Origin of the sequence: Bacillus fungorum (genome assembly GCF_002746455.1) — a bacterium.
Taxonomy (GTDB): Bacteria; Bacillota; Bacilli; order Bacillales; family Bacillaceae_G; genus Bacillus_A; species Bacillus_A fungorum.
Genome location: NZ_NWUW01000013.1, coordinates 109,958 through 134,721, shown reverse-complemented (window position 1 = coordinate 134,721; position 24,764 = coordinate 109,958). Strand labels below are relative to the sequence as shown.

The window sequence follows — 24,764 nt, the reverse complement described above, 5'->3', positions numbered from 1 at the left end:
TTAAACAGGCTGTAAAATTACGGCTTACCTCAATAACGACAAAGAAGCGTAAATGATTAATTGTGTCAAAGGTGAAGAAATCAGTGGATATATGTTGAGTAAATGGAAAGAGGGCGTAAAAGGTAAATTATACCAAAAATTAAACCGGAGCAAACAAAAGAATATCTTTTAAAACAGGTAAAAGATGAATTAAATAAATAATTTAATATAGTTATAGAGCGAGAAATCGCTCTATTCTTTACTTTCAGAGGTACCGCTTTATCTCCAACATCTTAAAATTTTAATAGTGTTCCTAGAACAACATTTTGTATTAACTTGTAACAAATAAGCACATTTTTTCGTTTTTGGTTTGCTTGCTTAACTTGATGGCTATATTGTTGATCCCTTAAAAAAAAATAGAGAATGTTATTAAAAACAGTACCTTGCAATGAATAATAGCAAATGGTATATTATGGTTAAGGTAATTACCTTGTATGGAGTATTACTAATTAAAGAGGAGGAGTATTTTTGAACGTCCAGTTTAAAAAAGGTGTGTTAGAACTTTGTGTGCTGGCGCTTGTCAAACGAAAAGATTGCTACGGCTATGAACTTGTTCAGCAAATTTCAAATAAATTTTTAATATCAGAAGGGTCAGTATATCCGTTATTACGTCGTTTAACAAAAGAGGGTTATTTTCACACGTATTTAAAAGAATCAACCGAAGGACCACCGCGTAAATATTATCAATTAACAAATCAAGGCGAAGAGCAACTTCAATTACTTGTAACAGAGTGGTGTGACTTTGCTAAAGGGGTACAAGAAATTATTGAAGAGGTGTAATGAGATGAACAAAGAGCAGTTTCTTCGAGAATTATCGGGACATCTTAGAAAGCTACCAGAAGAAGAAAGACAAGATATTTTATATGATTATGAGGAACATTTTCAGTTTGGATTAGAGGAAGGGAAGAAAGAATTTGAAATTGTAAATGGGCTGGGTTCACCAAAAGCAATAGCAAAAGAAATGTTGGCATTATATTGTTTTGATGAGATGAAAAAAGATCCGTCTGCTTCAAATATTACAAGAGCTGTAATAGCAGCAATTGGTCTTAGTTTATTAAACTTTATTATTGCGTTAGGACCTTTAGTTCTAATTGTAAGTTTTATCATTTCAATTTGGATTGGAGGCATTTCCTCAATTGTGGCTCCGCTGTTAGTAGTAATTAAAGTGCTAACAGGTACTTTCTTATGGATTGATCTGTTTGTTTCAATTGCATTTGTCGGAGTGGGATTATTGTTATGTATAGTGGCTTATTACTGTACAAAAGGGTTCAAAAATTTATGTTTAGGTTATGTCAATTGGAATCTCAAAATGATTAAAGGGGAATAGGTGAGATGAAAAAAATAGTATTAATAGCTATCGCTTGTATTATCATTGGGATTATTGGAATATCGCAAACATATACAAAAGCAGTGGATGCGGCGGAAGGAGGAGAGAAAGAAAAAGTTATTAATAATGAAAAAATTAAAAAATTAGAAATTGATTTGGATGCTGGGGATGTTACAATTCAGCAGGGACATGATTCTTCTTTTTATATAAAACAAACAGGGAATGTTGAGAAACAAAAAATGAGTATTGATGAACAGGGAGATATATTAAAAGTTCAAGGGAAGATAAAAAAAGGAATTTCTTTAGATTTTTCATTTTTATCTTTTGGATTTAAAACACCAGGAATAACAATTATTGTTCCAGAACGTCTTTATCATGAAATAAAAGTAAGTTCTTCGGCAGGTGAGATAGAGGTAAATAATGTGAAAAGTGAACGTGTAGAAGCAGCAACGCTAGGTGGAGATGTAGAAATAGAGAGAGTAACAGCGAAGAAAGTTGAAGGGTCTACAAAAGCAGGCAAAGTTAAAATGAAAAAAGTAACTGGTAAAGTTGTTGCGAAAACAACAAGTGGAGATGTAGATGTTATTGATCACGACTCCAAATATGATTTAGAAGCAAGTTCAATTGCAGGTGCCATTGATATCCGTTTACTCGAGAAGCCTCAAGATGCGACTGTTAGCGGGAAAACATTTGCAGGTGAAGTTAGTATTTTTAAGGAGAAAAATAGCGATGTAGTAATTGGCAATGGTAGTGTGAAAATTAGCGGGAAAACATCTGCTGGAGATGTAACAATTGAATTGAATTAAAAATAGACCAGTTTTGTTGAGGCCACTGAAAAAGTCCACATAATAAGAAAAAGGAGTCCATCACCTACTATATACAGGTGATGGACTCCTTTTGTTTTTCTATATATTGATAAAATACACGTTATTTTTTCAAAGCAATCACTTTTTCAGTGCCTTCGTTTTGTTGATCTATTTTATAACACACATACATTTGCCAGGTAGTGAGGTAACAATTTATGTATGTCGAAAAATGAAGATTGCTTCTTGCCATCTCATGTCCGAAGCTAATTCATCTTCCACCTACTTACTTTTCGTTCCTTGAGGAAGGAGTCTTCTTCGTTAAAATGATAAATGTATTGCAAATGTAAGAAAAAATCACTTAGGAAATTCTCATTTCAAATAGCTAATTAGGACATTAATTGATGAAAAGTCCAATTAAAACAACTAAATAGTTGAGTTAATTAAAAATTAAATTGAAGCGCTAATTCAGAGGATTCGAACTTATGAAACCAATATTATCCATGTGTAATATTTAGGTTTTTATTTAAATATTATGAAAATGGGTGTTTTTTCTATATCTTTTTAATAAGTATAAGCATAAATTGGTATAGGATTAGTTATAAGAACTTTCCTAAACTTCTTTCTAATGTGAATGAAACTCGAGTACTTGCGGAAACAAGTACTCTTTTTATTATGTAATACATAACTTCGAGGTGAAGAAATACAAATAAGATATTTACCTCCATTACTAATTTTTATACATACTTAAGTTAAACGTTATATATAAATGTTGTAATTTTCATCTCAATCTGTAGCTGAAACAAAAGATGGCGGTATTATAAAGTGTTTTGAAGCTCATTAATAATGAGGGAATTGCACCTAATAAATCATAATAAAATTATATATTGTTTAATAATTGTATGATGAAAATTAATATGTTGATACACAATTTAATTTAAAAATTATGAGTGAGAGACAGGATAGAGGACGATAGTTAGTGTGAATTATTTATGGATAGGCTATAAAACAAACCCTTGTCTTATTAGAGCATATAATATTCTAAGCTTTGGTTATCAGGGGGGGATAAAAATGTGTAGGAACTGTGGCAATCGTAAACATCATTGTGAATGTTTTAATGACCATAAGCATACGGGTTGTAGAAATAGACACAAATGTTGTAAAAGAAAACACAAGTGCTGTAAAAGAAGATGTGAAGAATCTTGCTGTAAACGTATTGTAATTTGTTGTTGTTGCCACCAGAATAACTGGTGATAATTTTGATTTGTTAAATTAATTAAAATGAAATAATTCTATTTTAATCCTAAAATAGAAGACGTTTTGTACTCTCATATCAAAATAATAGTAGTAAATGCTTGTTCGAATTATATCTTTTTAGTAAAACGAACATATTGGATAAACTTAGATAGGACTTTTATTGATTTAAGTAGCTTCCTTTTTAAAAGTGAAAATAAGAAATACATTTTTATCCATTATACTACAATCTGTACAAGAAATTGAGAAGTTCATGTTATAAACAAATGTAAAAAAGTAGCAGTAAACAACAAGAGGAAGCAATAGGAGAATTTGTCCTCATCCACAATTTACGGATAGAACGAAAAAATAATCTCCTTGAAGGAAGTATTTAGGTTTATCCATTATAAATTTTGTAGAGTATTCCTTTGGTGAAAGTGAAGTGTTAGTGTATTGAAATCGGATGCTATTCCTCAACCGTATGAGAGGTGTAGCCCAACGGTAGGTGGGGGATGAGTTTCGGTTTAGTTTAGCCCAAAAAACTTAACTATTTATTTTATAAGTATAATTAGTTCTAATAAACGACTCAACCATCGAAATTCGATGTTCTATCGGATCTCGATGGTTGAGTCGTTTTTAATACTATCTATTTAATAGGAAGAAAGGCAGAACAAGGTCTTTTTTATGTGCTTACAAAAGAATCACTTTTAGGTTAATAGTTTTTTCTTTTAAATGGTATATTATTTTGGTAACTGTTTAGTGATTTTATGAAGAAAGGTGATTTCTTTGCTATTATTTAAAATCAAGTGAAATTAATTCTAATTGTTTTATGTTTTCATTAAACAATTTCTTGCATGTAAAATTATTAAATTCAATGTTTTTCAAATCGGCAAGTGTAGCAGGAGATATAGAAGATTTTATTCTATTATTTATATTAAGATTAGACATGTCTAAAGTGTTCATTAATGTAGCACATAGAGCTAATTTTCTTTTTATTACATGTGTTCTATTTAATAATAAATTTGAAAGTAGAGTTAAATTGTGTTCAAATACTATTGTGTTTTGAGATGGGTGTGCGTTGTGGTGATCGATTAGTTTAATACATAGTATAATAATTTGTTCAATATATAAATTTTGTTTTTCTATTTCTTGAATTAAACTCTTAAGATTCATTTTAATCATTCCCGTATAAAATAGTGTCTATAGATTATTGATTCAAAAGTATCTAGAAATAATGTATTTGAATTACAGATACACGTCATTAAACTTACAATGTTATTTTGAACTTTTACAATATCATTTGATTGATTTTCAGTATCTAATAACGAACTTAACATATTCAATTCAGCTTCTAAAAGTTTGTTTAATGCAGATTCCCTTTGGTACATACATTCGATGCAATTCATTAATAATTCACTAGTATAACCCATTTTTAAATCCTGCTCCTTTTAAATGATTTTTATGTACCAATAAGTCACCTTATGTGATATATATTTGTTTACGTTATTTTTTAGAAATTCAATCGCAATCCTCACAATCCTCACAATCGCAATCCTCACAATCGCAATCACAATCATCACAGTCCAAGGTTGGGATTTTCAGTACATCTTCTAGTTTAAACTGCAGTAGCATCTGGGTTTTAATAATATTTCTTAATATTTTTTCTACACTTTCTTGAGTAACAATGGCTTCTTTTACAGACAGACAGTCTTTACTTATTATTTTTTGGATTTTTTCAGCTTCTGCATTTATTAAATGGGAAAGTCCTATCTCTTCCATTGCAATGGAAGATAAAAGAAGGTTAATTACTTCTTCTCGAGTTAATGTTATGTGGGGCTCTATATCCGGAATGTTGGGCAAAGACATATTTTTTTCCTCCTTTAAACGCTTATGTTAAGAGTGCAGTGTATTTATAGCATAATAATGCTATGTTGATACTTATGCACACACAGACAAAAGTTGAATACATTATGATTAGGCGGAATACTTAATATGATTACAGTTAGGAGTCTAGTGCTATGACTAATTTTTGGGATGATTTAATTTTTGGACCGAACAGAATGGGAAAGAATTATAAGAAATTACCAGATGAATATCCAAATACTGACCCATATAATTTATCACCTAATCTACAAAAGACTGTAAACAAAATAAAAGATTATAATTTATTCGGAAATTACGAAAATAAAAAACGAAACAATAAACATCATAAGTTTAAGAGAAAAAAGAGATAATATTAAAATGAATACGATATAAGTAGCTGTTTTTCCCTCGAATACTTATATCGTATTCTTAAATTAGTGTCCTAATTACTAATGATTCATTTTTTGTTATTATTTTTTTTTGAATTATTTATTTGAATGTGTCACAGGCGCTTAAATTTAAATAATCGGACGACTACAAGTTATAAAAGCGTATTATTCATCAATCAAAGTTAAGATATTTTCTAATTTAAATTGTAAAAGCATTTCTTGCTTAATAGCAGATTGTAATGTTTGTTGAACACTATGATTTATTGTAAGCAAATTTGACAATGTTACTGGGGGAGGAGTAATACCATTATTTAGTGTTCCTAATACAAATTGAATTTTCTCCGCCTCACTATTAATAATGTGTGCCAGTGCTAATTCTTCGAGTGCGATAGATGCCAGAAGTAAAGAAATTGATTGCCCGGCAGTAATCGATATCGTTGGAGTTATATTAGGGATATTCGCTTGAGACATGTTTTGCCTCCTCTCATTTTTTTTAGTATCTGTACATTCTATGCCTCTTTACAATGTTTATAGCTTATCCATTTATATATTTTTGGGCTTCTGTAGTAAAAATGTAATTTGATATTAAGGTAATAAACGTTTTGTATGCTTTGTTTAGGCTATTTAATTTTGCTAAATAAGCCCTTTATAATAGTTTAATATTATAAAGGGCTTATACAGGTGGATATTATAATGTTTTAATTAAAGGTTTTTAGGTGGAATTGTGTGAAGGATATAGGCAATTGAACATTACTAAATGAAGGCTAATTTATACTGTGAAAACAATACTATAGACCTAAATCGAAAAAAATTTTTTTATTGAAGTTTTATGATATTAATATTGGCTCCTTCCACATCTAAAGCGTGCCCTGAAGCATTGACTAACGTTAATATATTAGTTCCTGATCCGGTATTAAATACTGCACCTGAACTAAGTGATAATCTGGTGAAATCTGGAGGGAAGTTTGTAGCTGTTTGTGATAAATTAACCTCACTTTGTGATCCGTTTAGTAATATTCCATTTAGTTCCAATTGTAAAATTGCAGTTCCTTGATTTTGAAATCCTAAATTTGAGGAGGCTTCATAAAAAGCATAGTAGGTTTGATTAGGAGCTAACGTAATATCTGTTGATCCAGGTGTGTGAGAGATTGCAGTTCCATTAATAACAGAGTTAAAGGTAAATGCAACTGCGGCGCCATCCGCAACTTGTTGGATAGCAGGATCAATAATACGAGCGTTATTAGCAGTTATTAGAGGACCAGTAGCGCCAGTAGCACCAGATGAACCAGTAGCACCAGTTGGTCCTGTTAATACAGGTGTTTTTATTACACTATCCAACTTATTTTGTAACAACATCTGTGTTTTAAGTGCATTTTGTATCGTTTGATTCACACTTTCATTGACTGCTAAAATTTCATCTAACGTAGCAGCTGGTGATAATCCAGACAATGTTCCAATTGCATATTGAATCTTTTCTGCTTCTGCATTAATAATATGAGTTAAACCTAATTCTTCTAAAGCGATAGAAGCTAAAATTAAATTAATGGATTCTTCCCTAGTTAAAGAAATGCTAGGAGTTATATTTGGTATGTTAGCTTGTGACATAGTAATAAGTTCTCCTCTCTGTTTCAGTTGTATTTTATAAATCTCAAAAACAGATTTATTATTTATTTTATTCATAAATATTTAAGAGGGATAAGTCATTAGCTTAGTTTATTGATAATTTTTTCTATTAAGTAAGTGATTTGTAATGATTTATAAATCGCAAACTGTTTCACTTGTTTTTGTTTTCTTATTATTAATATAACGTAATTTTTTTATTGTTGAAGGTTGTGTAATACTAAATCTTGCCTAAGTGAAGGGAAATATTGGTATGCATATTATTATAAGTATTGAACCTGATAATTTAAGCTAAGCAGTATAAGTCTTAAAAACAGTGAATTGTCATTGAACTTTGTAATTAGTAAGTTGAGATTATATCCAAAATAGTCGCTTCTAATCAGTTTTGATTAAATTATGGTTGTTAAAGAAAATTAATTTGGATCTTGTGACTTAAAAAGTAATGATGCTCTTCTTAAAATATATATCACGATAGGAATATTAGTGGAGAGTTGAATTTCCTTCATCACAAGTTTAAAAAGTTAGGTATTCATTTTTGAAAAATTGATATTGATAATAGTTGGAGAAAGTTTGCTTTTTTAGGGATTTATAAAATGCATGAATAAAGCAAACAACTTATACAAATAGAAAAATGGTTTCCTTTCACAAAAATATACAGTAGTTGCGGGTACGTGAAAGATACGCCCTTTTCTAAACGAGTCTATTTTTGTAACTGTATTATCAATTTGGGTAGAGGTTATAACTTAGCTATCAATAGCAAAAACGAAGCTATACGCATAGTGGAATTTGTATCAAAAGCAACAAAAAATTAAAAAAAGAGAGTTAACTTGTTTATTTTTGGGTGCATTTGTTAGCTATCAAAAATAATAACTGAACGAAAAATGCCCACTTCAAGTAAATTCGCGGGAGCAAATAAGTGGCGGATATTTCTAATGAAAAATAATTGGAATATCTTTATAAGAAAATTATGTGAATTTCAGTGAAAATTAAACTACCTATTCTTTAGGGAATAGGTAGTCGTTTGGAATTACTACTTATTTTAAGGATTCATTGTAAGTTAGTTGTTTTTTAGAGTTATTCTATTTTTACTATGTTAATATTAGTACCTTCAACATTTAATGCGTGACCTGAAGCATTTACTAATGTTAATATGCCTGGAACTGCACCTGTAGTAATTACTGCATCTGAACTTTGTGATACTCTAGTTGCAACTGGGAAATTTGCACTTAACCCTGCTAAGTTGAATTCGCTTTGTGTTCCACCAACTAAAGATCCGTCCAATTCAAATTGTAATATCGATGTTCCTTGGTCAGCGAATCCTAAATTTGTTGAAGCTTCATAAGAAATGAAATAAGTTTGATTTGGATCTAATGTAATAAAAGGTGATCCTGGTACATGTGTAATTGCTGTGCCATTAATAAGGTTATTAGTAGATAAAGGAACTGCAGCTCCAGCAGCTACTTGCACAATTGCTGGGTTTGTTATACGTGCGTTATTAGCGGTTACAAGAGGCCCGGTAGGTCCAGTAACACCAGCAGATCCGGTAGCGCCAGTAGGTCCAGTAGCACCAGTAGGTCCAGTAGCACCAGTAGGTCCGGTAGCACCAGCAGGTCCAGTAGCACCGGTAGCACCAGTAGGTCCAGTAGGTCCAGTAGGCCCTGGAGTAGCATTAATTAACTGAACTAATAAATTTAGAAGAAGTTGTAAAGATGCTGGATCAATGATTAAAGCAAAAAAGAAAGGCGCAAGGGCACTGTAAAATTGTTGAAGTAGTACAGCCAATTGACTTAGATTAGGTGCGGGTGATTGTAGGATTGTTAGAATGCTTTGAATTAACTGTTTTAGATAATTTCCTTCTGGTGAAGGTATTAACGAGTTTAATAAATCTAAAAATTGATTAAATAAATTGATTAATATCAGTCTATTAGTTTCACTTGGATCTGCAAAAAAGCTAGCAATTGCTGTTACTAAAGAATTTAATAACGTTATTAATTGATTTAATTGCTGTCCTGTAATAGGAATTGTTTGTGGGTTGTTGCAACATTCTGCTGTGAAGAATACAGGATTGCAATGTTTTTTATCGTGACTCATGATATTCCTCCTTTAAACTTTTATATGAATATGTTATGTGAGGAGAAAAAAAATGATTGAGGTAAACAACCATTCAAAATAATAAAACTTGTAACGGATTAAAAAATAGGTTTTCAATCAGCAGGAATAATAGTTTTTGAGAAAAAATAAAGATTATAAATCTAGAGCGAAATGACAGATTGGCTGCTTTTATATACGATTGGGATTATGTCATCATCTAGATCTTGAGATGTTAAGTAATACGATTGTAGAACTGTAACACATGTCGATCAAGTTAGACTTAAATGAGTTCAACTTCTTGTGCAAATGTTTCTTTATGTAAAAAAACAGTTTCAGTTCTATTAATATTTGTATACTGAAAATTCATGAAACGTGATAGTGTAGAAAATCTGTATACAACATTTTCGCTTTTTATCGGATAAAAAATCAATATTAATTCTTAGGTTTCTGTTTTGTAAGGTTCACTGACTGGGAAGATGTATTGAAAAATGGCTTTTATCTTCTTTTAAGTATTGTTGTTACCTGTTAAATACTTTGTATTTATAATGCTATACAAGGATTTATAGATTAATATTGTTACACAATGAAATCCAAAGAAATATAATTTCCCTCCTATCCTACACATATATATGTCATAGGATAGGAGGGAAATTATATGGAAAAAAGTTCAATCACTATCAGTTTGTGTATGATTGTAAAAAATGAAGAACAAACTATTTCAAGATGTTTAGATTCTGTTAAAGGAATAGTTGATGAAATTATTATTGTGGATACAGGTTCAACAGATGCCACAAAAGAAATTGTAAAAAGGTATAAGTCAAAAATTTATGACTTTAAATGGATTGATGATTTTTCGGCAGCACGAAATTTTGCGTTCTCTAAGGCCACTAAAAAATATATCCTTTGGCTTGATGCAGATGACGAGATTGCAGATGAAGATAAAAAGAAATTCCTTCACTTAAAGCGTACATTAGATGCAAATATTGATGCGGTATCTATGAACTATTATTTGAGTTTTGATGTAGAAGGAAATCCAACATTTCAGCTGAGGAGATACCGTTTAGTAAAGAGAAATAGGAATTTTAAATGGCATGGTTTTGTCCATGAATATTTGGAGGTATATGGAAATCTGATGGACAGTGACATAGGTGTAACACATAAAAAAGAAAAGGCGTATAGTGACCGGAATTTAAGGTTATATGAAAAACATATTGCAGATGGAAAAGAGCTAAGTCCGCGAGATGTATATTATTATGCGAACGAATGCAAGGATCATCAATTATATGATGTAGCAATTAAGTGGTACTCAAAATTTTTAGATGAAGGGCAAGGATGGTTTGAAGATAATATTCAAGCTTGTCTGAAAAGAGCTGAATGTTATTGGGAATTAGGTAATTGGAAAGAATCTGTTCATTCTTGTCTAGATTCATTTATGTATGATACACCTAGAGGAGAAATTTGTTGTCATTTAGGCTATCTATTTTTACAAAAAAATGACTATCAAAAGGCTATTTATTGGTATCGCTCAGCAATTGAAGGACCAAGGCCTGATAATTCTTATTTTATTCGTGAAGCATGTTATACATGGTTACCGCATATTCAATTGTGTATTTGTTATGATCGTATAAAAGAGTATGAAAAAGCAATTTATCATAATGAAAAAGCTGCACAATTTATTCCTAATGATCCAAGTATTCATCACAATAGGGAATATTTTAATAATTTGTTAAAAAAATGATTCTGGAATAAAACATTAGTTGATTCAAGATACCCTTATCTTGGGTAGTGAGAATAGATTGTTTTTGTTATAACTATAATTAGATTAATTACAGTAAATGAAAGAATATATCCTTAATATATAGAACTACTCATTACTTAATATTCTAGTGATTTGAAGGAGAGATTCCTAAGTAATGGCTAGGAGATGAATTATTTTATTTCAAAGATTCCTCTTTAGCCCCCTATGGAACTTGGACACTTACTAAGAGTGGTTTTATACTTGAGGGAGCCAAATAGGGGGCATTTATTATGCAAAGAAGAAAACATTCTATTGGGGATAGCGCCATATCGCTATCAAGCTAAGCTTATACAAATTCAAATTTAGGGGAGCTGGTTTCTTTTTTCTAAAGAGCAAGTGTAAGTGATTGCAAGATTTGCTTGAGCTGAGACTTTATAGAGACCTAAAAACAAAAAAGTGTATATTTTCACCTAGGATAAAAATAAAACTATAATGGACAAATTAGACACCTAAAAAGAAATTGGGTATAAGCACATTATTTTAAGAGACACATATTATATATCATGAAGAACAAAGAAGTTTTTCAAATGACGAACAATATGATGTGAACGAAACTCACAGAAATAGTTACATAAAAAGTTCACCTTAATGGGTGGATTTTTTATTTTGAATAAAGAATTTTTATTTAGTAAAGTCATTATTGTATGGCGAATAAATAAAAGAACCCGTTAGTAATAAACGGATTCTTCTCTCAAAGTGTGCAAGGAAAGCAAGGTACTAGTCCAGAGAACCCTGTGGAATTCCTTATGATAATAATGGTATGTCAACACGAAACTAGACAATTTTTTTTAGGGGTTCCTGCCTGTACTGAACAGGACTCAAATAGCCCAGTGTTCCATGGATTTTAACATTGTTAAACCAGTTTACGTAGTCGTTCAATTCTTCTAAACTTGTGAAATGACGACCGCGAACGAACTCTGTTTTAAAGATTTTGTAGGTTGCTTCCGCTACCGCATTATCGTATGGACAGCTTTTCGCACTTAATGAACGTTTGATTTTGATTCATCCATCGATCCAATGATGATGGTGTTAATCCATATTCCTTAATGATATCTTTCCTTGGCTTACCATTCTGATACAGCTGAACCATTTGGTGCTTAAATTCCGCTGTAAAGGTTCTTCTTTCTCTTTTATTTTTCGTCATAGTAGATTCTCCTCAAATAGATCAGTTGTAGTCTACTTGACCTTAATTTTTTGTCTAGTTCAGTGTAGCCTATCCAAGGTACTTACTTAGTGGCGGTGTGGTGCTACCAAAGTTTAAGGGGGCATTTCCAAGTTTTTAGTTTATATGCTTGGATTATCTAAAATCACAAAAAATTATTGGATTCTTACTATGTTGATGTTAGTCCCCGTGAGTGTTCTAACTCCACCAGAATTATTAACTAATGTTAATATATTAGGTGCTGCACCAGTAGAAAGAACTGCTCCTGACGATAAAGATACTGTACTCCCGCTCGTTTGATTTGTTGCTCTAGACTGTGTTCCACTTACTATAGTTCCATTTAATTGGAATTCTAACTCTGCAGTACCAGTTCCTACACCAGATTCAGACTCGAAAAAAATCCAGTATGTTTGATTGGGAGATAGTGAAATATCAGTAGATCCTGCTGTATGTGTAATTGCTGTGCCATTAATTACAGCATTAGTTGCCAGGGGAACTGCTGCTCCATCAGCGACATTTTGTGAGGCGGAATTAATTATACGAGCATTATCAGCAGTGATGAGAGGACCCGTAGATCCAGTGTCGCCCGTAGGTCCAGTGTTGCCCGTAAGCCCAGTGCCGCCCGTAGGCCCAGTGTTGCCAGTAGGCCCAGTGTTGCCAGTAGGCCCAGTGTTGCCAGTAGGCCCAGTGTTGCCAGTAGGCCCAGTGTTGCCAGTAGGCCCAGTGTTTCCGGTAGGTCCAGTGTTGCCCGTAAGCCCAGTGCCGCCGGTAGGCCCAGTGTTGCCAGTAGGCCCAGTGTTTCCGGTAGGTCCAGTGTTGCCCGTAAGCCCAGTGCCGCCGGTAGGCCCAGTGTTGCCAGTAGGCCCAGTGTTTCCGGTAGGTCCAGTATCCCCCGTAGGCCCAGTGTCTCCAGTAGGTCCAGTGTCTCCAGTAGGCCCAGTGTCTCCAGTAGGCCCAGTGTTGCCAGTAGGCCCAGTGTTTCCGGTAGGTCCAGTATCCCCCGTAGGCCCAGTGCTGCCCGTAGGTCCAGTATTTCCAGTAGGCCCAGTGTTGCCAGTAGGCCCAGTGTTTCCGGTAGGTCCAGTATCCCCCGTAGGTCCAGTATTTCCAGTAGGCCCAGTGTCTCCAGTAGGTCCAGTATCCCCCGTAGGTCCAGTGCCGCCCGTAGGTCCAGTGTCGCCAGTAGGCCCAGTGTTTCCGGTAGGTCCAGTATCCCCCGTAGGTCCAGTGTCGCCAGTAGATCCAGTGTTTCCGGTAGGTCCAGTATCCCCCGTAGGTCCAGTGCCGCCGGTAGGTCCAGTGTTTCCGGTAGGCCCAGTGTTTCCGGTAGGCCCAGTGTTTCCGGTAGGTCCAGTGTCGCCGGTAGGTCCAGTGCCGCCGGTAGGTCCAGTGCCGCCGGTAGGTCCAGTGTTTCCGGTAGGCCCAGTGTCTCCAGTAGGCCCAGTGTTTCCAGTAGGTCCAGTGTTTCCGGTAGGTCCAGTGTTGCCGGTAGGCCCAGTGCCGCCGGTAGGCCCAGTGTTTCCGGTAGGTCCAGTGCCGCCGGTAGGCCCAGTGTTTCCAGTAGGTCCAGTGTTTCCGGTAGGTCCAGTGCCGCCGGTAGGTCCAGTGTTTCCGGTAGGCCCAGTAGGTAGTGTAAATGGTGAAATTGGTGGGAATGTAGGTCCTACAACACTAGAATCAAGTGATGGAGCAAATAATAATTTATAGGAATCTAACCATTTTGAATTATGTTCACTTTTATTTGACATGTATTTGCATCCTCCTTATAAATTTCGTTATATATAGCGTCTATTTTAAAATAATAAATATTAAAAATTAATATGGAAGGGAGGGAGTATAATGATGGGTTTAATCATAGGGGGAATAGTTGGTGAAACAGGAGTAGGAGGGGCTACATTATTAACTCCATTCCTCCTAGCATTAGGTATAAATCCTTCTATAGCTGTTGGAACTGATCTGGTATACAATACTATCACTAAAATGTTTGGAATATCCCAACACTGGAAACAAAAAACTATTAATTTTAGATTAGTAAAATATTCATCTATGGGAGTATACCTAGTGCAATTATCACGATAGTTACAATTCAATCCTTACTGATTCTTCATTAAAATCGTGAAGGGATTATAAAATATAAGATTTTTATGATGTTCACTTAAAATTCCGGTAGCTTGCTCTTCATCAATTTTATCTCTATGAACAAGAAAAAGTATAGATTCCTGCATTGGACGCCAATTAAATATATATGTAACATCTACCAAACATTCTAAAAGTGATTTCCATATAGGGAATGTTAAACAGATTCTAGGATCTTTTAGCCCCTGTATTGGTTTAGTTTGTTTATAAAAAATTCTGAATATTGCAATATATCGATGGTGTATTTAATGTTTTTTCTTATAGGTGGATTATCCGAAGTAGCGTTAACTGAATTTAGAATTCGGTCATTTAAATTTACAAAATCAATATTTTTAAAATAGCCTTTTGGATTGGTGACAGAGGGTTTTAATAAATAATCTCCCATAGGTATTCCTAAAGTATAAAAAACTCCAGCTGTCGCACTGGATCCAGTGCGATGAGCAGATAATATTAAAAATAATTTGCTTTTTTTGGTGCTGTTCAAAATAGCTCCCCCTTTTGTTATCGCTAGTCCAGGAATCATGTTTTGAAATAATTATTTTTCAACATTCCTTATCTGTTTTATATTACATATATGCAAGTATTGAAAGGGATAGAAGTTCAAACGAAAAAGCTATCTTTTTATTGTTTTTTCTAAGTTTCATTTCTAATATATGTGAAGTCAAGATAGCATAAAATTTCAAAATAAAATTAATTAAAATCAATAAAGAAGCGTCTTTTTATTTTAATTAGATTGTAAAAAAAATATGGGCGCTGTAAGACAGGATACAATTTCTTTAAAAAATCATACAGTGTATGGAATTTAAAAAAAGAGAGGAAGATGAGTATGTCTCAAGCGAATATTCCAAATATAACTCCGACAATAGCAGTTACGCCAGGTCAATCCATTTCTTTAATAGTAGCTTCTATTGCTCTTGAAGAACTGGCATTAGCTCATATTATTAATAGTGAAGCAGAAAAAATTCAATTTTTATTAGGGACTTTAAACACTGGTGTTACACCTCCACCAGTGACGTTGCCGAATCTGTTAATATTAAATAATAGTGTAAGGCAAACGTTGCAAACGGTTATTAAGCAAGAAATGCTTTTGCAATTCAAGTTAGAAAATGTATTAGATTTAGTTAGTAGCCCAATTACTAGTCCTATAAGTTCAGTTCAAAATGATGAGAATTATTTCGAGTAAAATAGCATTTTTCTTGGTATAAAATTATAATTTATTACGGTAATAAAAGACTCATTATTATTTTTATTTATGGAGACATGAAAAAGGAAAAATAAAGATTATGTATATGTGAAGTAAACTGAAAAAGTGAAGTGACCCCTAAAAGTTAGACACGGTTATTTCATTAGGCTACTTGATTCAAATGAGTCCGGTATTGTACCGGGCTCATTTTTAATTTTGCCTTAATCCGTTTCTTATTATAATAATCTATATATTTTTCTAATTCTATTTTAAAATGCTCTACACTTTCAAATTCTTTTATGTAGAGGAATTCCGACTTCATGATCCCAAAGAAATTCTCCATTACTGCATTGCACCTTCTTGTGATTCACTTTCTGACTACGATTCCTTAACTCATCACGAATGCGACGGTAGCAATAGAAAAACTGCACCTCCAATTGTTAGATTATGTGTCTAACAATTAGGATGCAGTTAAGTGAAGAAAGCTCTTTTTCTAATAGTATAAAGAAATAAACTCCTTATTTCACTTGCAATAGTACTATATATAATATTTTAAGTTAATATGAACAATAAAGCTAAAGAAAGAGTATTTCCGGTTGGATGGAGAAATACTCTTTCTTTATATAAAATAACTGATGGCATCAGCATTGTTAGTATATGAAGAAGGTAAACAATATAGAACCGAAAAATAATAAAGACACCTTGGCTACACTCCAAAGTGTCTTTACGTTTGAAGTGTTTTCGAGGACAGTATTAATATTTGGTAGCGTATTTTTAAAAATAAAATATCAAGCATGCAGGCAACGCGAACGGAGTTTATAGGAAATCCAATCTCCCTAATGATTGTACATGAATTTGTCCACAGACTAATACACGTTCTAAATGAAGGGGCGTTTAGAAAATATAAGAGAATATCTTCAATTGGACGATAAACAATAAAAAAACAAACAGATTCCGTAAAACATTAGTATAGAAAAACAAGATAGGAAGCTGTATATGGTGAGGGGATTTAGGAAAATGTTTATAAAAATTATTTTATAAGAACTGGCATTCCCTCTATTCAAATAAAGATTTGTACAAAATTTGGGGCGGAAGTGGGAGTTAGAAAGATATTACCATGATTTTTTTATTCTATGGAAAAAATTATGGTAAGTATTTATAAGAAATAAAGAGGAATGAAATGGTAGGGAACTCTCTCTGAAACAGTATGCTTATTCCCTGTAATATTCTGAAAAAAATTAAAATGAGTTATTTAGCCAAGAACGACTTTGTCCACTTGTACATATTCTAATAAAAAACCGTTTGTTTTTTTACTGAAAGGAGGATAAAAAATTGTCGCAAGCAAATATGCCAAATATTACACCTGAAATTATGATCACACGAGAGGACGCAAAAAACTTATTGTTAGCTTCAATTGCTTTAGAAGAGTTAGCACTAAGTCATTTAATAAATTCAGAAGCAGAGAAAATTCAGTATGCATTAGGAACTCTACCAGGGCTAAGTACTCCTGTAACTATCAATGATTTGTTGGAAATTAACACGAGTGTTAGAGACATGTTAAACCTTGCTATAAAAAAAGAGATGTTATTAGATGCTAAGTTGAACAATGTAGTGAACTCTCAAGTGACAATAGGAGCAACGGGGGTAACTGGTGCAACAGGTATAACGGGAGAAATGGGAGCAACCGGAGCAATAGGGATAACTGGTGCGACGGGTGTAACAGGGGTGACTGGAACAACAGGAGTAACTGGTGCAACGGGAACAACAGGAGTGACCGGAGCAGCAGGATTAGCAGGTATAACGGGAGCAACAGGAGTGACTGGAGCAACTGGGTCAACAGGTGTAACAGGAGTGACTGGAGCAACCGGAGTAACAGGTGTAACGGGAACAACAGGAGTGACCGGAGCAACAGGATTAACAGGTGTAACGGGGCCTTGTCCGACTTGCCCGCCAGGTCCTACAGGTCCAACGGGCCCTACAGGAGGTGGTGTAACGGGAACGACAGGAGCAGCAGGGGCAACAGGAGCAACTGGTGAAACAGGAACAACAGGAGCGACGGGAGCAACAGGAGCAACAGGAGCAACAGGAGTAACCGGTTTAGCCATTACAACGAATAATGCAAATTTCGTTACAACAGAGACGCAAACTGTCGCAGATGGTGCACCACTTAATTTAGTCACGAATCAAACAGTAAACGGAACGTTAATTACGCATACACCTTCTACGCCTACCATTACTTTGGCTCCGAATCATACGTATTTGATTGATTATGAAACACAAGCCACAACAGCCTCAACGACAGCTTCAACAACCTTACAACTTAATGGGGTGGACATTACTGGTACAACTGCTATGTATAATACAGTTGCTGGTGTACAAGTAGAACTATCTTCTCATACGATTGTTGTAACAACAGGAAACACACCGAGTACTTTGGAGCTTATTAATACATCTGGTGTTGCAACTGATTTTACGGATGTTTCCCTTTCGGTTATAGCAATTATGTAGTTTTATTCATTTGCAAACTTATTTACAAATAAACCAAAGTTATTACAGTTAGGAGTGATACAATGTCACAAGCGAATATCCCTAACATTACACCCTCAATAGTAGTCACTAGAGATCAATTGATTCCATTGTTGCTTTCTTCTATTGCAATTGAAGAATTGGGATTGAGTCATATTCTTAATGCAGAAGGGGAAAAAATTCAATTTGCTCTAAGTAGCTTGTCACAGCTAGGTGAACGGGTAACTATTGATGAATTGCTTCAAATTAATAATAGTGTCGCTGGTACTTTGAAAGTTGTTACCAGTCAGGAAATGCTTTTAGAAATGAAATTGTCTGGCATTTTAAGTACAGATGTTTCCACTGGAGCATCCGGACCAACTGGGCCGACAGGGGCGACGGGAGTAATAGGAGCGACGGGTGCAACGGGAACAACGGGAGCAACGGGAGCAACTGGCTTGATAGGAGTAACGGGAGCAACGGGAACAATGGGAGCGACAGGACAAACGGGAACGACTGGGCCGACCGGAGCGACGGGTGCAACGGGAACAACAGGAGCGATAGGAGCGACGGGTGCAGTGGGAGCAACAGGAGCGACAGGAGCGACAGGACAAACGGGAACGACTGGCCCGACCGGAGCACTTGGCCCGACTGGCCCGACAGGTGTATGTCCAACAGGTTGCCCAACAGGCCCGACAGGGGCAACAGGCCCGACAGGTGTTGGAGCAACAGGAGCAATTGGTACAACAGGAGCAACAGGGGCAACGGGTGTAACCGGAGCAACGGGAGCAACGGGAGTAACAGGAACAACAGGTGGAACAGGTCCAGTTGCTGCACCAAGTCCAAGTTATGCAAGTATTATTACTGAAGGTAGTGCGGGTGGTCCGGGGTTTTTAACTTTTGCAACGAATAGGTTACTTGTTGGTACACTTATTTCGAATACCCCTGGAGGGAGTACGATTACATTGGAGCCTGGTCATACGTATTATATAGCAGCTCAAGTGGATATGGACGCATTTCAACCAAGTTCAGGCATAGACTGGGGCTTAACCTTTAATGGTACTACAGTTCTTGATATCTATATGTCTAATGAAGCAGGGAATTTACAAACCTTAAAAGGAAGTGTTGTTGTAACTGCTCCAGCTGGAGCACCTTCTACAATAATGATGTTTTCAAGGTCAAGTGATAATCAGAATGTGAATATTAGTATAGTTGCTCTTGATTAATAGTAACAAATAATTTTGTAAGGGAGTGAAAGAGATGTCACAAGCGAATATCCCTAATATTACACCAACTATCACTATCGGATTGGAAGACGCTATTAACTTATTATTAGTTTCTGTTGCACTTGAGGAGTTAGGTGTAAGTCATATCATTAACGCAGAAGCGGAAAAACTTCAATATACACTTGGAACGATACCTGGAATAAGTACACCTGCTACGATAAGTGATTTGCTTGCAATAAATAGTAGTATTAAAGATACAATTGTAGAATCTATAAAATTAGAAATCGTTTTAGAGAAGAAATTAGAAGCAGTATTAAATACCCCATTAAAAGGAGCAACGGGAGCAACTGGGGCAACCGGGACAACAGGAGAGACGGGTGCAACGGGAGCGACAGGAGTAACAGGGGTGAGTGGAGCAACGGGAGCAACGGGAGCAACGGGAGCAACGGGAGCAACGGGAGTAACAGGAGCAACGGGAGCAACGGGAGCAACGGGAGCAGCAGGAGCAACAGGAGCAACGGGAGCAACGGGAGTAACAGGAGCAACAGGAGCGACAGGAGCAACGGGAGTAACGGGAGTAACAGGAGTAACAGGAGTGATAGGAACAACGGGAGCAATAGGTCCAACCGGAGTATGTCCTTGTGTAACGGGGCCAACGGGCTCAACGGGTGTAACAGGTGTCGGAGCAACGGGAGCGACGGGAGCAACGGGAGCAACGGGAGCGGCTGGAGCAACGGGAGCAACAGGAGCAACAGGAGTAACGGGAGCAACGGGAGTAACTGGAGCGACAGGTGTACAAGTAACTTTCAATAATGCTTTTTTCCGAACACCAGGTACTACTTTGGTAGATTCTGGAGCACCGATTCCTTTTGCTGAGAATTTTACGCTAAATGGAAATGCGATTACTCATCAAGCAGGATCTCCAGATATTTTACTTGCACCAAATCAAACCTATTACATCACATATCGTACAAAAGACGAATTGTTAACACCAGGGTCTATTACTGGTCACGTACAATTACAATTGAATGGTGTGCCAATTCCTGGTACAGATTCACTCATGGATTCTTTACCGGGAGCACCACAAGCGATTACATCGCTCATTTCAAATACAATTATTAATACGACTGGTAATACACCAAGTGTGTTAAACTTAGTAAATCTAGATCCGACAGCACAAAGCTTTGATCAAACTACTTTAACAGTCGTTAAATTACAATAAATTTTATGTTGATTACAAGACAATTTTTTAGATAGAAAGGTGAGAATTATTATGGCAAGTAATGCTGATTTTGGATGTGCTGGAGGTTGTGGCTCTATAGCCTCAGGTGGATCACCAGCAATACTTTCTACGATTGTAAGGAATGGAACAACGATTAGTTTGCAGGGGGGATCAAATATTTTACTCGCCCCAAATCATACCTATTTTGTGGAGTACAATGCTGAGTTTGGTTTGCCAGCCCCAAATCAAGTCGTGTCTGTATCACTCCGCTTAAATGGAAGGACTGTTCCAGGGTCTCAAACAACGTCCTTCCCGTCAGAAACAGGTAATCTTGTAACGGGTGTGTCTGGTGGTGCTATATTTAATACCCCTGCTAGTTCTAATCCTAGCATCATGCAGCTTTTTGTATTTCCCCCCTCTGGTGTAAACGGTGTGAACTTTAATAGTGCTAATATTCGAATCTCGGATTTAAGTGATATAGGAAATCTTCCAATTACAAAAAACAACGCTGCTGTAGCTGGTTATGGATATGTAAACGTTGAATTTGATAAACCTGTTCCTTTTGTAGAGGATGAAGTAAATAATGGTAGTGGTATTATTTTCTCTTCAGTTAACCCCACTTATATTGAATTAGCCCCTAATGCCACTTATTTTGCCTCCTATAATTTTATTGAATGCCCATTGGAAGCTAATTTACCTGTTTTAGTACAATTAACCTTAAATGATGTGCCTTTAGAGCAAAGTTTATCAGTCGCGCCTCCTCTTACGGATGGTACATCTAGATCCGGTGGTGCTGGATCTGCTGTGTTTAATACAGGAACTGGTCCTAATTATTTAAAATTAGTAAATAAAACACTAAAGGAAATCAAATTTGTTGCGGCAAACATTAATATTATGCAGATTGGGTAAAGAGCGGTCTGGTTAAAAATGGATAAGGAAGAGTGAGGAAATAGAGAATATATATTGGATATGGAAGATTAACTTTCGAACTAAGAGTAACAGTAAATTATGAAGCCGAGGAAATTGTTTAAAAAATAAACGTAACCGCTCAGCCACCTTATGAAAACGAAAGGTAACTATATGTACCTGCTACTAAACTGCTAAATTAAGGGTATGGCTGAGTAGTTACAAAAATTTAAGGTAAAGATAATATTTATTTGTATTATTGAGTGCAGTACCTAAAGACAAAACAAAAAAGCCCACCTCGATTCGTGTAAAATAGAAGTTACCACACAACCTTTTACAAGGAGGATAAGTATGAGCTAATTCCATTTTACTACTTTTGAACGTGGACAAATAGATAACTAGTAACCACTTGAATCTGAATAATGTAAACTTTTACAACATACAATTGTTAAAGTTCGATTACTTTTCACAGTTTGATCAAGGCAAAAGGTAACTTCTGCTGTATTCGAAATAAAACACTAGTTACCTACATCTTTAACATTGAATTGAACGGTACGAGTTTCACTAACAGCGAGTGTTTCAATGTCTATTCTCGCATTTGGGTCGGCTCCCGGCTGTAATATACCACCAACAAAGACATTCGGAATCCCAGGTTCACCACGATTTAATATTCCATTACCGTTGAAATCATTAAATACAGTTCCTGATATGGAAGCTGGCATATTCTCACTCCTTTTTTGTATGAAATCATAAACGAATAACAAAATATACATATGGTGTTGTATGAAGAGGCGAGTATCTTAATCTGTTAGGTAGTATTAGGATATTAGTAGTATGTTGGACAGCACTTTAAAAGATATGTTCCTTGCGTAAAAATATCTCCTTCTTGTTTTATAATAATTCTGGTCATATTTTCAAGAACACGTGTGACTGTGTTTCCAGGGGGAACGATAAATTCAATAGGTGGGCATTCATGTCTCGTAAATCCCTCTGTTATTTTTTAATCATAATTAGCGAAAGCGATTTAAGAAGTTATCTTGGTCACAATTCAGAACGATGCTTGTGTACAAGGGACAGTGATATAGGAAAAAGTGGTCGTGGTGTCCAAAACCTTCGCTAGCTCTCAACTTTGTTCACAATGGGGCAATAAAAATAAAGACGTGAAAAATCTGGACCTCTGTGAATAGAAGTCCTCTTCTTGTGGTATGTATTATGATAGAGATGTGAATGCAGGGGGAGATTTGAGAAAAGAGGCCTTAAGGCTTCTAACCCTAGGGGCTACGGAAATTGCCTACTTATAAAGCTGAGGAATGCTTCGGTCTTTCTCCAACTTTAAACAGTTCGTTAGCATGTTAAGTGGGGGGAGCTCAAATCTAGCTTTAATAAAATCTGTTAGTAATTAATACAATAATAGAAGTTAGCTTCAAATGAACTTGAACAAAATGTAGCAGGAGTATCTCCTAAGCAATTATACTAAATGAGCTAGACATTATTTGCAGCTACAGCGATAGAACAATTCGGTGAAATGGTATATGGGAGTAAGGTTCCTCGCTCATCTGTTACAAATAAGTTTATGGTACATGTTGCACTTATATTAATAAATTTTTATATATTAAAATCTCATGTGATTATATATTTTAATTATGTATGGGTTCCATCATAAGAGTTCTACAAATTTTTAAATGTAGATAAAAGCTTTTCTATTCTCTAAGATTTTAATTCTCTTTTACTCCTCACAAAAGCAATAAATTCGATTATTTCATCAGTTGAAAGTGACTCCCCGTCTATTGAGAGTGTTTTGTCTGGATTTTTCATGAGTTCTGTAATCTCGATAATATCCTTACTCCGTGCATCATCAGTCCGACCTAAAATATAATCTACCGATGTATCAAATAAATCTGCTATCTTTGACAAAGATTGTAATGAAGGCCACCTGTAACCAGTTTCATATCCAGCATAGGTACTTTTGGCAATCCCAAGTTGATCTGCTGTATCTTGTAAGGACCACTTTTGATTTTTTCTTAATTCAGATAATCGTTCCAACATTTGTCTCATACCCCATCTTTTTTATTGAATTAATTATAACATAGAGAAATAGATAAGAATAGGTAAAAGAGTACGCGTATTGAATACAAAACCTTGATTATTATAAATTTAGTTCTATAATAATTAATATAAATACGCATTTAGCGAATGAAAGTCGAGTATGCACTGTATGGAGGTGTTGTGAATGAAGGACTTGTTCCGGGGTTATCTGCTGAAGAATTATTACATTATTTCCCTAAGTCATCCCTAAATATAGAAATAGATTGCAAAATTTTAATGAATATGGACAGTACTAATATGCAGCCTGAGCACTGGATAGAAATGGCTAATGCAGTTTTTAATCATTATGATAAATATGATGGCTTTGTAATTACACATGGTACAGATACCTTGGCTTATACATCTGCCGCGCTGTCCTATATGCTACAAGGTCTAAGTAAGCCAGTTGTTTTAACAGGATCCCAAGTTCCTATCAGTTTTAAAAAAACGGACGCAAAGAAAAATGTAGCTGATGCCCTTAGGTTTTCTTGTGAGGATATTGGTGGTGTGTTTATTGTTTTTGATGGACGGGTCATAATTGGGACAAGAGCCGTTAAAATGCGAACAAAAAGTTATGACGCGTTCGAAAGTGTGAACTCGCCATATGTTGCTGAAGTAAATGAAAATGAAGTTAAATATCATTGGAAGCCAATGTCTACTAGTGATAAACTTTCAATAAATACTAGCTTATGTACAGATGTTTTTCTTCTGAAATTGTTTCCAGGTACAAAGCCAGAGATATTTGATTGTCTAAAAGGTTTGTATAAAGGGATCATTATTGAAAGCTTTGGTAATGGCGGATTACCTTTTGAAGGAAGGAACTTGCTTTCTAAGATGCAAGAGCTGACTGAAGAGGGAATTGCTGTAGTAATTACTACTCAATGCTTGGAGGAGGGGGAAGATATACTTCTTTATGAAGTGGGACGGAAAGTGGCGCAGCATCAAGTCATATTATCAGGTGATATGAATACGGAAGCCATCATGGCTAAACTGATGTGGACACTTGGACAAACCAATAAATTAAAAGAAATCAAAGAAATTATTGAAACTCCTTTAGCAAGTGATTTAACGATTCTATCTGATAAGGATAGGTAGAAAAAAAGTGTGGGGTTCGTTAAAGAGGTTAATCTTTATATTGAATAGGAACTTACTGTTAGAATTGCCAGAGGAGCAATT

At 35.2% G+C, this 24,764-nt stretch carries 22 protein-coding genes and 3 pseudogenes; 13 read left to right on the top strand and 12 right to left on the bottom strand.

The window, feature by feature from the left end; genetic code table 11:
* The first annotated feature begins 507 nt into the window (after positions 1–507).
* From CO726_RS18815 to CO726_RS31855, 4 genes are all read left to right on the top strand, one after another.
* Positions 508–819, top strand: coding sequence for a PadR family transcriptional regulator (locus CO726_RS18815; protein ID WP_098675678.1), 312 nt, complete (start codon positions 508–510; stop codon positions 817–819).
* 4 nt (positions 820–823) lie between these two features.
* Positions 824–1,366, top strand: a complete 543-nt coding sequence (locus tag CO726_RS18810; protein WP_099685268.1) for a DUF1700 domain-containing protein — start codon at positions 824–826, stop codon at positions 1,364–1,366.
* 5 nt (positions 1,367–1,371) lie between these two features.
* Complete coding sequence (locus tag CO726_RS18805; RefSeq protein WP_099685267.1) at positions 1,372–2,172, top strand: DUF4097 family beta strand repeat-containing protein; 801 nt, start codon at positions 1,372–1,374, stop codon at positions 2,170–2,172.
* A gap of 1,081 nt (positions 2,173–3,253) precedes the next feature.
* Entirely contained in the window at positions 3,254–3,391 is a 138-nt protein-coding gene (locus CO726_RS31855) for a hypothetical protein (RefSeq protein ID WP_169513050.1), read from the top strand.
* Between the two features lie 803 nt (positions 3,392–4,194).
* Here the strand turns inward: CO726_RS31855 and CO726_RS18800 are convergent.
* Positions 4,195–4,575 carry a hypothetical protein gene (locus CO726_RS18800; RefSeq protein ID WP_099685266.1) on the bottom strand — a complete coding sequence of 127 codons (381 nt, stop codon included), beginning with the start codon at positions 4,573–4,575 and terminating at the stop codon, positions 4,195–4,197.
* A 345-nt stretch (positions 4,576–4,920) separates the two neighbouring features.
* Positions 4,921–5,268, bottom strand: coding sequence for an alpha-helical endospore appendage domain-containing protein (locus tag CO726_RS18790; protein ID WP_099685264.1), 348 nt, complete (start codon positions 5,266–5,268; stop codon positions 4,921–4,923).
* 152 nt (positions 5,269–5,420) lie between these two features.
* On the opposite strand from CO726_RS18790, the gene CO726_RS18785 reads away from it, so the two are divergent.
* Complete coding sequence (locus tag CO726_RS18785; protein ID WP_099685263.1) at positions 5,421–5,636, top strand: hypothetical protein; 216 nt, start codon at positions 5,421–5,423, stop codon at positions 5,634–5,636.
* 183 nt (positions 5,637–5,819) lie between these two features.
* Here the strand turns inward: CO726_RS18785 and CO726_RS18780 are convergent, their stop codons facing one another.
* From CO726_RS18780 to CO726_RS33195, 3 genes are all read right to left on the bottom strand, one after another.
* On the bottom strand, positions 5,820–6,125 hold the full coding sequence (locus CO726_RS18780) for an alpha-helical endospore appendage domain-containing protein (protein WP_098762009.1): 306 nt from the start codon (positions 6,123–6,125) through the stop codon (positions 5,820–5,822).
* Between the two features lie 345 nt (positions 6,126–6,470).
* Entirely contained in the window at positions 6,471–7,259 is a 789-nt protein-coding gene (locus CO726_RS18775) for an alpha-helical endospore appendage domain-containing protein (RefSeq protein ID WP_099685262.1), read from the bottom strand.
* A 1,089-nt stretch (positions 7,260–8,348) separates the two neighbouring features.
* On the bottom strand, positions 8,349–9,365 hold the full coding sequence (locus CO726_RS33195; protein ID WP_169513049.1) for a collagen-like repeat preface domain-containing protein: 1,017 nt from the start codon (positions 9,363–9,365) through the stop codon (positions 8,349–8,351).
* 688 nt (positions 9,366–10,053) lie between these two features.
* Between CO726_RS33195 and CO726_RS18765 the strand changes: the two genes are divergently transcribed.
* Positions 10,054–11,103, top strand: coding sequence for a glycosyltransferase (locus CO726_RS18765; protein WP_099685275.1), 1,050 nt, complete (start codon positions 10,054–10,056; stop codon positions 11,101–11,103).
* An 834-nt stretch (positions 11,104–11,937) separates the two neighbouring features.
* Here the strand turns inward: CO726_RS18765 and CO726_RS18760 are convergent.
* The 3 genes and pseudogenes from CO726_RS18760 to CO726_RS18750 form a co-directional block, all read right to left on the bottom strand.
* Positions 11,938–12,159: pseudogene (locus tag CO726_RS18760) on the bottom strand (IS3 family transposase); the annotation flags it as partial.
* Complete coding sequence (locus tag CO726_RS18755; protein WP_099685260.1) at positions 12,119–12,307, bottom strand: helix-turn-helix domain-containing protein; 189 nt, start codon at positions 12,305–12,307, stop codon at positions 12,119–12,121. The pseudogene CO726_RS18760 and the gene CO726_RS18755, both read right to left, overlap by 41 nt.
* A 173-nt stretch (positions 12,308–12,480) precedes the next feature.
* Complete coding sequence (locus CO726_RS18750) at positions 12,481–14,073, bottom strand: collagen-like domain-containing protein (RefSeq protein WP_099685259.1); 1,593 nt, start codon at positions 14,071–14,073, stop codon at positions 12,481–12,483.
* A gap of 91 nt (positions 14,074–14,164) precedes the next feature.
* Between CO726_RS18750 and CO726_RS18745 the strand changes: the two are divergent.
* Positions 14,165–14,433, top strand: a pseudogene (locus CO726_RS18745) (TSUP family transporter); the annotation flags it as partial.
* Between the two features lie 206 nt (positions 14,434–14,639).
* On the opposite strand, the gene CO726_RS32515 reads toward CO726_RS18745, so the two are convergent.
* Positions 14,640–14,945: a hypothetical protein gene (locus CO726_RS32515; RefSeq protein ID WP_245916688.1), complete on the bottom strand. Its 306-nt coding sequence runs from the start codon at positions 14,943–14,945 to the stop codon at positions 14,640–14,642.
* Between the two features lie 342 nt (positions 14,946–15,287).
* On the opposite strand from CO726_RS32515, the gene CO726_RS18735 reads away from it, so the two are divergent.
* A complete protein-coding gene (locus tag CO726_RS18735) occupies positions 15,288–15,644 on the top strand; it encodes an alpha-helical endospore appendage domain-containing protein (protein ID WP_099685258.1) in 357 nt (118 codons plus the stop codon).
* Between the two features lie 163 nt (positions 15,645–15,807).
* Here the strand turns inward: CO726_RS18735 and CO726_RS18730 are convergent.
* A pseudogene (locus CO726_RS18730) lies at positions 15,808–15,996 on the bottom strand (IS3 family transposase); the annotation flags it as partial.
* Positions 15,997–16,976: 980 nt separating this feature from the next.
* Here CO726_RS18730 and CO726_RS18725 point away from each other — a divergent pair.
* From CO726_RS18725 to CO726_RS18710, 4 genes are all read left to right on the top strand, one after another.
* Positions 16,977–18,152 carry an alpha-helical endospore appendage domain-containing protein gene (locus CO726_RS18725; protein ID WP_245916686.1) on the top strand — a complete coding sequence of 392 codons (1,176 nt, stop codon included), beginning with the start codon at positions 16,977–16,979 and terminating at the stop codon, positions 18,150–18,152.
* A gap of 62 nt (positions 18,153–18,214) precedes the next feature.
* On the top strand, positions 18,215–19,375 hold the full coding sequence (locus CO726_RS18720) for an alpha-helical endospore appendage domain-containing protein (protein WP_245916684.1): 1,161 nt from the start codon (positions 18,215–18,217) through the stop codon (positions 19,373–19,375).
* 34 nt (positions 19,376–19,409) lie between these two features.
* A complete protein-coding gene (locus CO726_RS18715; protein WP_169513048.1) occupies positions 19,410–20,597 on the top strand; it encodes an alpha-helical endospore appendage domain-containing protein in 1,188 nt (395 codons plus the stop codon).
* A 51-nt stretch (positions 20,598–20,648) separates the two neighbouring features.
* A complete protein-coding gene (locus tag CO726_RS18710) occupies positions 20,649–21,506 on the top strand; it encodes a hypothetical protein (protein ID WP_099685256.1) in 858 nt (285 codons plus the stop codon).
* Positions 21,507–22,021: 515 nt separating this feature from the next.
* Here the strand turns inward: CO726_RS18710 and CO726_RS18705 are convergent.
* Together CO726_RS18705 and CO726_RS18695 are read right to left on the bottom strand one after the other, a co-directional pair.
* Entirely contained in the window at positions 22,022–22,225 is a 204-nt protein-coding gene (locus CO726_RS18705) for a hypothetical protein (protein WP_099685255.1), read from the bottom strand.
* Positions 22,226–23,210: 985 nt separating this feature from the next.
* Positions 23,211–23,549: a helix-turn-helix domain-containing protein gene (locus CO726_RS18695; RefSeq protein ID WP_098762399.1), complete on the bottom strand. Its 339-nt coding sequence runs from the start codon at positions 23,547–23,549 to the stop codon at positions 23,211–23,213.
* Positions 23,550–23,729: 180 nt separating this feature from the next.
* On the opposite strand from CO726_RS18695, the gene CO726_RS18690 reads away from it, so the two are divergent.
* Positions 23,730–24,683: an asparaginase gene (locus tag CO726_RS18690; protein ID WP_245916682.1), complete on the top strand. Its 954-nt coding sequence runs from the start codon at positions 23,730–23,732 to the stop codon at positions 24,681–24,683.
* The last annotated feature ends 81 nt before the right edge of the window (positions 24,684–24,764 follow it).

Bases quoted from the DNA above. Each gene is read 5' to 3' on its own strand.
- CO726_RS18695 (WP_098762399.1), bottom strand. From the start codon at position 23,549: ATGTTGGAACGATTATCTGAATTAAGAAAAAATCAAAAGTGGTCCTTA.
- CO726_RS18810 (WP_099685268.1), top strand. From the start codon at position 824: ATGAACAAAGAGCAGTTTCTTCGAGAATTATCGGGACATCTTAGAAAG.
- CO726_RS18805 (WP_099685267.1), top strand. From the start codon at position 1,372: ATGAAAAAAATAGTATTAATAGCTATCGCTTGTATTATCATTGGGATT.
- CO726_RS18715 (WP_169513048.1), top strand. From the start codon at position 19,410: ATGTCACAAGCGAATATCCCTAATATTACACCAACTATCACTATCGGA.
- CO726_RS18750 (WP_099685259.1), bottom strand. From the start codon at position 14,073: ATGTCAAATAAAAGTGAACATAATTCAAAATGGTTAGATTCCTATAAA.
- CO726_RS18735 (WP_099685258.1), top strand. From the start codon at position 15,288: ATGTCTCAAGCGAATATTCCAAATATAACTCCGACAATAGCAGTTACG.
- CO726_RS33195 (WP_169513049.1), bottom strand. From the start codon at position 9,365: ATGAGTCACGATAAAAAACATTGCAATCCTGTATTCTTCACAGCAGAA.
- CO726_RS18785 (WP_099685263.1), top strand. From the start codon at position 5,421: ATGACTAATTTTTGGGATGATTTAATTTTTGGACCGAACAGAATGGGA.
- CO726_RS18765 (WP_099685275.1), top strand. From the start codon at position 10,054: ATGATTGTAAAAAATGAAGAACAAACTATTTCAAGATGTTTAGATTCT.
- CO726_RS18710 (WP_099685256.1), top strand. From the start codon at position 20,649: ATGGCAAGTAATGCTGATTTTGGATGTGCTGGAGGTTGTGGCTCTATA.
- CO726_RS18780 (WP_098762009.1), bottom strand. From the start codon at position 6,125: ATGTCTCAAGCGAATATCCCTAATATAACTCCAACGATATCGATTACT.
- CO726_RS18800 (WP_099685266.1), bottom strand. From the start codon at position 4,575: ATGAATCTTAAGAGTTTAATTCAAGAAATAGAAAAACAAAATTTATAT.
- CO726_RS18790 (WP_099685264.1), bottom strand. From the start codon at position 5,268: ATGTCTTTGCCCAACATTCCGGATATAGAGCCCCACATAACATTAACT.
- CO726_RS18720 (WP_245916684.1), top strand. From the start codon at position 18,215: ATGTCACAAGCGAATATCCCTAACATTACACCCTCAATAGTAGTCACT.
- CO726_RS18775 (WP_099685262.1), bottom strand. From the start codon at position 7,259: ATGTCACAAGCTAACATACCAAATATAACTCCTAGCATTTCTTTAACT.
- CO726_RS18705 (WP_099685255.1), bottom strand. From the start codon at position 22,225: ATGCCAGCTTCCATATCAGGAACTGTATTTAATGATTTCAACGGTAAT.
- CO726_RS18755 (WP_099685260.1), bottom strand. From the start codon at position 12,307: ATGACGAAAAATAAAAGAGAAAGAAGAACCTTTACAGCGGAATTTAAG.